This is a genomic window from Litorivivens sp., from assembly GCF_041625495.1.
In the GTDB taxonomy this organism is placed as follows: Bacteria; Pseudomonadota; Gammaproteobacteria; order Pseudomonadales; family Spongiibacteraceae; genus Litorivivens.
Genome location: NZ_JBFJTH010000250.1, coordinates 1 through 3810, shown reverse-complemented (window position 1 = coordinate 3810; position 3810 = coordinate 1). Strand labels below are relative to the sequence as shown.

General features: G+C 51.4%; 3 protein-coding genes. 1 reads left to right on the top strand and 2 read right to left on the bottom strand.

The features are described from left to right. Both ABYP39_RS17925 and cyoA read right to left on the bottom strand, forming a co-directional pair. The coding region (locus tag ABYP39_RS17925; protein WP_372783967.1) for a cbb3-type cytochrome c oxidase subunit I at positions 1-1538 on the bottom strand (1538 nt) is incomplete at its 3' end. 86 nt (positions 1539-1624) lie between these two features. Continuing rightward, positions 1625-2578, bottom strand: coding sequence for a ubiquinol oxidase subunit II (gene cyoA / locus ABYP39_RS17920; protein ID WP_372748145.1), 954 nt, complete (start codon positions 2576-2578; stop codon positions 1625-1627). 152 nt (positions 2579-2730) lie between these two features. Here cyoA and ABYP39_RS17915 point away from each other — a divergent pair. Next, a partial coding sequence (locus ABYP39_RS17915; protein WP_372783965.1) for an MFS transporter occupies positions 2731-3810 on the top strand: 1080 nt, incomplete at its 3' end.

The window sequence follows — 3810 nt, the reverse complement described above, 5'->3', positions numbered from 1 at the left end:
ATGGCACCCAACAGTGCAATCTGGAACCAGATCTGCAACGAGGGGTCATCAAAGTGACTCATGCGACGGGTTACCCCCATCAAGCCCAGCACATACAGCGGCATGAAGGCCAAATAGAAACCAACCAGCCAGAACCAGAACGACATCTTGCCCCAGAACTCATCCAGCTTGTAACCGGTCATTTTCGGGTACCAGTATGCAATAGCGGCAAAAACGCCAAACAGTACACCGCCGATTATGACATTATGAAAGTGTGCAATAAGGAACAAACTATTGTGCAGCACAAAATCAGCCGGTGGCACAGCGAGTAACACACCCGTCATGCCGCCAATGACAAAGGTCACCATAAAGCCGACCGTCCACAACATCGGCACATCAAAACGAATGCGACCGCGGTACATAGTAAATAGCCAGTTAAATACCTTGGCACCGGTGGGTATCGAGATAATCATGGTGGTGATGCCGAAGAAACTGTTAACGGTAGCGCCTGAGCCCATGGTGAAGAAGTGGTGCAGCCATACCAGATAAGACAGTATGGTGATAACCACGGTGGCGTATACCATCGACGAATATCCAAACAGACGCTTGCCGCTGTAGGTAGCCACAATTTCAGAAAACACACCAAACAGCGGCAGGATCAGGATGTACACTTCCGGGTGACCCCAGATCCAGATCAGATTAACGTACATCATGGCATTGCCGCCAAGATCGTTGGTGAAGAAATTCATATCAAGATAGCGATCGAGCGACAGCAGCGTAAGCACCGCAGTCAAGATCGGGAACGCCGCCACGATCAGAATGTTAGTACACAGTGCGGTCCAGGTGAAAATGGGCATTTTCATCAAGCTCATGCCCGGCGCCCGCATTTTGACAATCGTCACCACAAAGTTGACGCCAGATAGCAGCGTACCCACGCCGGCAATCTGAAGCGCCCATATATAATAGTCTACCCCCACGCCCGGGCTTTGCATTATTCCGGTAAGTGGCGGATAGGCGAGCCAGCCAGATTTGGCAAACTCCCCCACAAACAGTGACATCATGATTAGAACTGCACCTGACGCCGTCATCCAAAAACTGAAATTATTCAGAAACGGAAAGGCGACATCGCGCGCTCCAATCTGCAGTGGCACAATGTAGTTCATCAGCCCGACAACAAATGGCATCGCCACAAAGAAGATCATGATGACGCCGTGGGCGGTAAAAATCTGATCATAATGATCCGGCGGTAGATAACCCATCGAATCACCAAACGCGATCGCCTGCTGAATACGCATCATGATGGCATCGGCAAAACCGCGCAGCATCATTACCACACCCAGGATCATATACATAACCCCGATGCGCTTGTGATCGATACTGGTAAACCATTCCCGCCACAGGTAACCCCATAACTTGGCCCGCGTAACAGCGACCAACAGCGCTATGCCACCTACCGCCACCATCAGAAAGGTCGCGATGATAATGGGATCGTGATACGGAATGGACTCCAGACTGAGTCGGCCAAAAATCAACTTGGTTAGGTCGAACTGTTCAGACATGAGAACTACCGGCGCGCATGCGCTCTACGGGTGAATCGGAAAGCTGGATAACAGCTAGGGTTACAGGAAAATTACTGAAGACCGAATCAATGCGCATAATGCTCTCCTGCATCGAGCTTATGAGCGGCGTGCTGTGTATGACTCTTCATCATGTCCTTCATACAAAGCGTGCCGGGTTCCACACACCGATTCAGAATTTTGTCGTACAAACCGGGCATCACAGTACGGTAGTAGCGCACTGGCTCATACTCGCTCGGCAGCGCCAGCTGCTTGTAGATCGGCCGTGTCATAGGTTGGCCTTCACGCTTGACTTTGTCCCGCCAGGCGTCGAAATCCGCCTCGGTCATTCCATGGAATTTAAACCGCATACCATTGAAACCGGCACCAGAATAGTTAGCCGAAAAACCGTCAAAAACGCCGGGTTCGTTTATGACCGCGTGCAGTTTGGTTTCCATTCCGCCCATCGCATAAATCTGGCCAGCCAGCGCGGGAATATAGAATGAATTCATCATGGTGGTTGCGGTAATTTTGAACTTGATCGGCCGATCCAATGGTGCAGCCAATTCATTGACCACAGCGATATCGTACTCCGGGTAAAAGAACAACCACTTCCAATCCATAGCAACCACCTGCACTTCCAGCGGCTCGACGCCCTCCGGAATCGGCTTTCCCTCATCAATGCGCGACAGTGGACGATAGGGGTCCAGCTGATGCGTACTCACCCAGGTCATGGCACCAAGGGCGATAATAATCGCCAGCGGTGCGGCCCAAATGACCAGTTCAAGATGAGTGGAGTGATCCCAGTCAGGCTTATAGGTAGCCTTGGTATTAGAAGCTCGATAGCGCCAGGCAAAGAAGAAAGTGAGCGCGATCACCGGTATCACAATGATCAACATAAGGATGGTTGCCCATACGATCAGGTCTGCCTGCTGGGCCGCAATGTCGCCAGAAGGGGACATGACAACCCAGTTACACCCGGTGAGAAACACCGAAAAGGCCACCAAAAACAGGGCTTTAATCAAGCATCTGGAAACAGACATCGCCACACGTATATCCAGCTAGTGAAAACGGTCGGAAACTCTACGCGATTTGTCAGAACGAAAGAATTGGACAATTTGTCCTATGGTTGGCGCAGATCAAAACCGGTAATCTGTGCTTGTCCTGAATTACTTGATCGGAAATTCGCCTAATCATGGCCACTACTACACATACTGAAGCCGACATGCAAACTCCCGCCGGACACTCTCCGGTTGCCCCGGCGGAAATCGCCGTGGGCGTCATTATTGGTCGCGCATCTGAGCACTTCGATTTCTTCGTTTTCGGTATTGCATGCGTTCTGGTTTTTCCGCAGGTGTTCTTTCCGTTCACCGACAACCTCAACGGTATGCTTTATGGCTTTGCCATTTTCGCCATGGCATTCGTATCGCGTCCCTTCGGCACTGCGCTGTTCATGAGCATACAGAGACGCTGGGGACGCAGCGTTAAACTTACCGCGTCGCTATTCTTGCTCGGTACGGCAACGGTCGGTGTTGCCTTTCTTCCTGGCTATCACAGCATCGGCGGCACAGCCATTTTTCTGCTCGCCATGTTCCGCATTTTGCAAGGCTTTGCCCTCGGAGGTTCCTGGGACGGTCTACCCACCCTGCTCGCATTGAATGCTCCCAAAGCCAAACGCAATTGGTACACCATGTTTGGCCAACTCGGCGCACCCATCGGCTTTCTGCTGGCAAACATGCTGTTCTTGTACCTAATTCTCAGCGTGAGCCCTGAAGACTTTCAAGCGTGGGCCTGGCGCTATCCATTCTTCGTCGCCTTCGCTATCAATGTGGTCGCCCTGTTTGCCCGTCTGCGTCTGGTGTTGACCGAAGAATACACCTTTGCGCTCGAAGAGAGCGCACTGGAACCCATCAGCACCCGCGAGATGCTAGACAAGGAAGGACCAAACATTTTCCTCGGTGCTTTCGCCGCACTCGCAAGCTACGCCTTGTTCCACATTGTCACAATTTTTCCGCTGTCCTGGATTTCATTCAATCAGTCGCAGGTTATCGATGACGTGCTTCAAATTCAGATATTCGGCGCAGTAATTGGCATTATTGCCACGATTTTTTCCGGCATCATCGCCAGTCGCGTTGGTAAACGCACCACTGTTGGTGTGATGGCTGTCTTGATCGGGATCTTTGCACTGTTTTCACCGATGCTGATGAATGGCTCAGCGAGCATGCAGAATGCCTTTATTCTTATTGGTTTTGCCCTGCTGGGTGTTTCCTATGGT